The following is a 4588-nucleotide window of genomic DNA, read 5'->3' on the forward strand; positions in this document are numbered from 1 at the left end:
CACGCTGTTCGGCGGGACGATCCCGGTGTGCGGGATGGCGGGCGACCAGCAATCGGCGACGATCGGCCAGGCCTGCCTCGCCCCCGGCGATACCAAGGCGACGTTCGGCACCGGGGCGTTCGTGCTCACCCAATATGGCACGACCGTGCCGACCTCGCGCAATCGGTTGCTCGCCACCGTCGCTTGGCAACTGGGCGGGCGCCGCGCCTATGCGCTGGAGGGGTCGGTGTTCGTCGCCGGCAGCCTGGTCAAATGGCTGCGCGACCAGATCGGGCTGATCGCCACCGCCGACGAGACCGAAGGGCTGGCGGCGAGCGTTGCCGACAATGCCGGCGTCTATTGCGTGCCCGCGCTGTCCGGGCTGGGCGCGCCATGGTGGCGACCGGAGGCGCGCGGCAGCCTGACCGGCCTGTCGTTCACCGCCACCCGCGCCCACATCGTCCGCGCCGCGCTGGAGGCGATGGCGCACCAGGCGCACGACCTCAAGGCCGCCTTCGCCGCCGACGGCGCCGACTGGACCGGGCTGCGCGTCGATGGCGGCATGGTCGCGAACGGCTGGATGGTGCAGGATCTGGCCGACATGCTCGGCATCGCGGTCGAACGCCCCGCCTTTGCCGAGACCACCGCGCTGGGCGCGGCGATGCTGGCCGGGGTCGGCTGCGGGCTGTTCGCCGATCTGGAGGCCGCCGCGACGATGCGCGGCGCGGTCGAGACCTTCGCCCCGCATCTGGACGACAACGCGCGGCAGGCGCGGCTCGACGGTTGGGCGCGGGCGGTGACGGCGGTGGTCGACGCGGCGGGATGATCCGCTTCACCGCGCGTTCAGCCCGCGCGTGGCCTGATCGAGCCTTCCCGCGCGGAGACCGAAGATGATCGCCCTTGCCGCCCTGATGCTGTCGATGGGACAAGTGCCCACCCCGGCCTTCTCGATCGCGCGGACGCCGGTGTTCGCGCCGGCCAGCGCCGGCCGTTCCCCGCCGCGCCGCCGCTCGCCCACCTCGCGGGTCCGCAAATGGACGGTCGAGCAGCGCATCTGCGAACACCGCACCAACGGTTCCTGCGTGATGACCGCGCCCGACCTGCTCGCACCCGACGTCGCGCCCAAGCGCGATCGCTGATCGGCCCTTCGCCAACCGTTCCCCGGCAAGGGCCGGGGCCAAGTTGCTAGACGGGCATTATCAGGCGATTCTCGTCGTCACACCGGCTTTGCCACATCGGCTTGTCCGGCCGGGCTCCGGCCTTCGCCGGGGAATGGCTGCTACGCCGCCGCCCGATCCGCGAACATCGCCTTCAAATCCTTCTTCAGGATCTTGCCGTTGGCGTTGCGCGGCAGCGTGTCGGCGACGAAGCGGATCGCCACCGGCACCTTGAACGCGGCCAGCCGGTCGCGGACCCATTGCTGCAATTCGGCCTCGCTCGCCTGCGTACCGGGGGCGAGGTGGACGATCGCGGCCGGCTCCTCGCCCAATGTGCGGTGCGGGATGCCGATCAGCGCGGCGTCGGTCACCGCCGGATGCGCATAGAGCACGTCCTCGACTTCCGATGAATAGATGTTCTCGCCGCCCCGGATGATGATGTCCTTGGCGCGATCGACGATGTAGCAGAACCCCTCCTCGTCCAGCCGCGCCAGATCGCCGGTGCGTACCCAGCCGTCGACAAAGGTCGCCGCGGTCGCCTCGGGCTTGTTCCAATAGCCCTTCACCACCATCGGCCCGCGCGCCCACAATTCGCCGACCTCGCCGATCGGCAGTTCCTGCGGGTTGTCGTCGTCGACGGTCATGATCCTGAGGTCGGCGGTGGCGACCGGCGGGCCGCAGCTGGTCGGGCGATTGAGGTAATCCTCCGCGCCGTGGCTGGTCACCGTCGCCATTGTCTCGGTCATTCCCCAGCCATTGGCCGGCAGCGCGCCGAATTCGGTGAAGATGCGCTTGACCAGTTCGGGCGCCGACGGCGCGCCGCCATAGGAGATCGCCTCCAGCGACGACAAATCGTAGTTGGCGCGCGCGGGATGCTCCAGCAGCTGCCACGCGATCGTCGGCACCCCGCCGGTGCCGTGGACACCCTCGTCCTGGATGATCTTCATCGCCTGTTCGGGGTCCCACCGGCGCATGAATACCAGCGTGCCGCCGGTGGCGATGTTGCCCATCATCGCCGCGCTGCAGGCGGTGACGTGGAACATCGGGATCACCAGCAGCATCGTCCTCGGTACCGGCGCCGGAATCTCGTCGCCGCGCCGCAGCAGCGATCGTGCCGCCGAATAGCCGCCTGACAGGATGTTGGTGCAGATGTTGCGGTGGGTGCCCAGCGCCCCCTTCGGATTGCCGGTGGTGCCGCTGGTGTAGAAAATCGTCGCCTCGTCGTCCGGGGCCAGGTCGACCTCGGGCAGCGCCACGGCGGGCAGTTCGCCCCAGCGCGACGTCGGCCCGATCAGGTCGTCGAGCGGGATCGCCGGGCCGTCGAGCGAGTCCCGCGCGCGGGTGACGACGACGCGCTCCAGATCGGGCAGCCGCGCATAGCAATCCTTCAGCCGCTCATGGCGCTCGCCATCGACGAACAGCACCTTGGAACCCGAATCGCGCAGGCCATATTCCAGCTCGCCCCCGGTCCACCACGCGTTGAGCGGGACACAGATCGCGCCCAGGCTGGTGACGGCGAAGAAGATCGTCGGCCATTCGGGCAGGTTGCGTGCGGCCAGCGCGACGCGGTCACCCTTCTCGACCCCCATCTCGCGCAGTTTCGCCGCCAGCGTCGCCACCGCCTTGAAATTGTCGGCGTAGGTGACCCGCTCGTCCTCATAGATGGTGAACTCGCGCGCGCCGTGCATCGCGGAGGCGGCGATCAGCGCCGCCAGCGTCGGCGGGGAATGCTTCCATACGCGCGTCGGGATGCCGCGAATGTCGACCGTCTCCATCTCGAACTTGCTGCCCGGTGCGACGAGCAGCGCGCGCGCCTGCTCCATGCTCATCTTGGGCCAGCTGGGGTCCAGCGCGATCAGGGGTTCCGTGGTCAATTCTCTCTCCACTCGAAACTTCGGTTTGGGCGTGATCGCCTCTTTCGGCAAAGGTTAGTGTTGATTCGCGCCGCGCTCAAGGCGATAGAAGCGCCGCACACGCCGCAGGGCATCGCAAGGCGGTTTAGAAGCGAGGGTATGGAGTGCAAATGGAGTTGGCGCGCCCCGAGGATCATGGTTTCGATCGCGATCGGCTGGCGCGAATCGACCGTTTGCTGGACGAACGCTACGTCGCGTCGGGGAAACTGCCCCACGCCCAGATCCTGATCGGCCGCGACGACGCCATCGTCCATTTCAACAGCATCGGCGCCGCGCGTGAGGGCGGCCAGGCGGTGGACGAGGCCAGCCTGTTCCGCATCGCCAGCATGACCAAGCCGGTCACCTCGATCGCGTTCATGCAGCTGGTGGAACAGGGGCTGGTCGCGCTCGACACCCCCGTCCACCACGTGCTTCCCGAACTGGCGGCGGTCGGCGTCTATAACGGCGGCGGCGGCGACGCGCCGTTCGTCACCCGCGCGCCGGCCGAACCGATGCGGATGCTCGATCTGCTGCGCCACACCTCGGGCCTGACCTACAGTTTCCAGAACCGCTCGAACATCGACCTCGCCTATCGCCGCGACCGGATCGAATCGTGGCACGGCAACCTCGATCTCGACGGGTTCGTCGCCGCGCTGGGCGCGCTGCCGCTCGAATTCACGCCGGGCGAGGCATGGAATTATTCGGTATCGACCGACGTGCTCGGCGCGGTGGTGCAGCGGCTGGCGGGCAAGCCGCTGGGCGATGTGTTCCGCGAACGCATTTTCGCGCCGCTAGGGATGGAGGACACGTTCTTCCATGTCCCCGCCGACAAGCTGCATCGGCTGACCGACTGCTACACGCTGGCGCCGGGCAAGGGCCGGGTGATGTACGATCGCGGCGCCGAATCGGCGTGGGCCAACCCGCCAAAGCTGCAATCGGGCGGCGGCGGGCTGGTGTCGAGCGCGCTCGACTATCATCGTTTCTGCCGCATGTGCCTGAACGGCGGCGTGCTCGACGGCGCGCGGATCGTGTCGCGCAAGACGATCGAGCTGATGACGCTCAACCACCTGCCCGGCGGGTCCGATCTCGCCACGATGTCGCGCTCGCTGTTCAGTGAGACCGCGAACGCCGGCACCGGCTTCGGACTGGGGTTCGCGGTAACGCAGGACGTCGCCAAGTCGATGATCCCCGGATCGGTCGGCGAATATTATTGGGGCGGGATGTTCTCCACCGCCTTCTTCATCGATCCGGTCGAACGGATCACCATGGTGTTCATGACCCAGGTTTCGCCGTCGAACGTCTATCCGATCCGGCGCGAGCTAAAGACGCTGATCTATTCCGCCCTCGCCTGAGGGACCATCCTTGTCCGCATTGCAGGAGCAACCGACCGATATGACTTCCCCGATCCGCACCGAACGCCACGACGACGTCCTTGTCATCATCTCGAACAATCCGCCGGTCAACGCGCTGGGCGCGGCGGTGCGCCAGGGGCTGGCGGCGGGCGTCGCGGAAGCGGCCGGCGACGATTCGATCAAGGCGGTGGTGATCCGCTGCGACGGC

General features: G+C 68.2%; 4 protein-coding genes. 3 read left to right on the plus strand and 1 reads right to left on the minus strand.

All coding sequences use genetic code 11. From position 1 onward, the window contains the following. Both VNR91_RS08220 and VNR91_RS08225 read left to right on the plus strand, forming a co-directional pair. On the plus strand, window positions 1–805 hold an 805-nt coding region (locus VNR91_RS08220; protein WP_325490288.1), incomplete at its 5' end, for an FGGY-family carbohydrate kinase. Window positions 806–869: 64 nt separating this feature from the next. Continuing rightward, complete coding sequence (locus tag VNR91_RS08225) at window positions 870–1118, plus strand: hypothetical protein (protein WP_325490289.1); 249 nt, start codon at window positions 870–872, stop codon at window positions 1116–1118. A 140-nt stretch (window positions 1119–1258) separates the two neighbouring features. On the opposite strand, the gene VNR91_RS08230 is transcribed toward VNR91_RS08225, so the two are convergent. Beyond that, window positions 1259–2965: a class I adenylate-forming enzyme family protein gene (locus VNR91_RS08230; protein ID WP_325490291.1), complete on the minus strand. Its 1707-nt coding sequence runs from the start codon at window positions 2963–2965 to the stop codon at window positions 1259–1261. A 194-nt stretch (window positions 2966–3159) separates the two neighbouring features. Between VNR91_RS08230 and VNR91_RS08235 the strand changes: the two genes are divergently transcribed. Further along, window positions 3160–4380 carry a serine hydrolase domain-containing protein gene (locus VNR91_RS08235; RefSeq protein ID WP_325490290.1) on the plus strand — a complete coding sequence of 407 codons (1221 nt, stop codon included), beginning with the start codon at window positions 3160–3162 and terminating at the stop codon, window positions 4378–4380. Window positions 4381–4588: the final 208 nt, after the last annotated feature.

It is taken from the genome of Sphingomonas sp., from assembly GCF_035555815.1.
Classification (GTDB): domain Bacteria; phylum Pseudomonadota; class Alphaproteobacteria; order Sphingomonadales; family Sphingomonadaceae; genus Sphingomonas.

Coding starts and splice junctions, on each gene's coding strand:
- VNR91_RS08230 (WP_325490291.1), bottom strand. CDS start 2,965: ATGAGCATGGAGCAGGCGCGCGCGCTGCTCGTCGCACCGGGCAGCAAG.
- VNR91_RS08235 (WP_325490290.1), top strand. CDS start 3,160: ATGGAGTTGGCGCGCCCCGAGGATCATGGTTTCGATCGCGATCGGCTG.
- VNR91_RS08225 (WP_325490289.1), top strand. CDS start 870: ATGATCGCCCTTGCCGCCCTGATGCTGTCGATGGGACAAGTGCCCACC.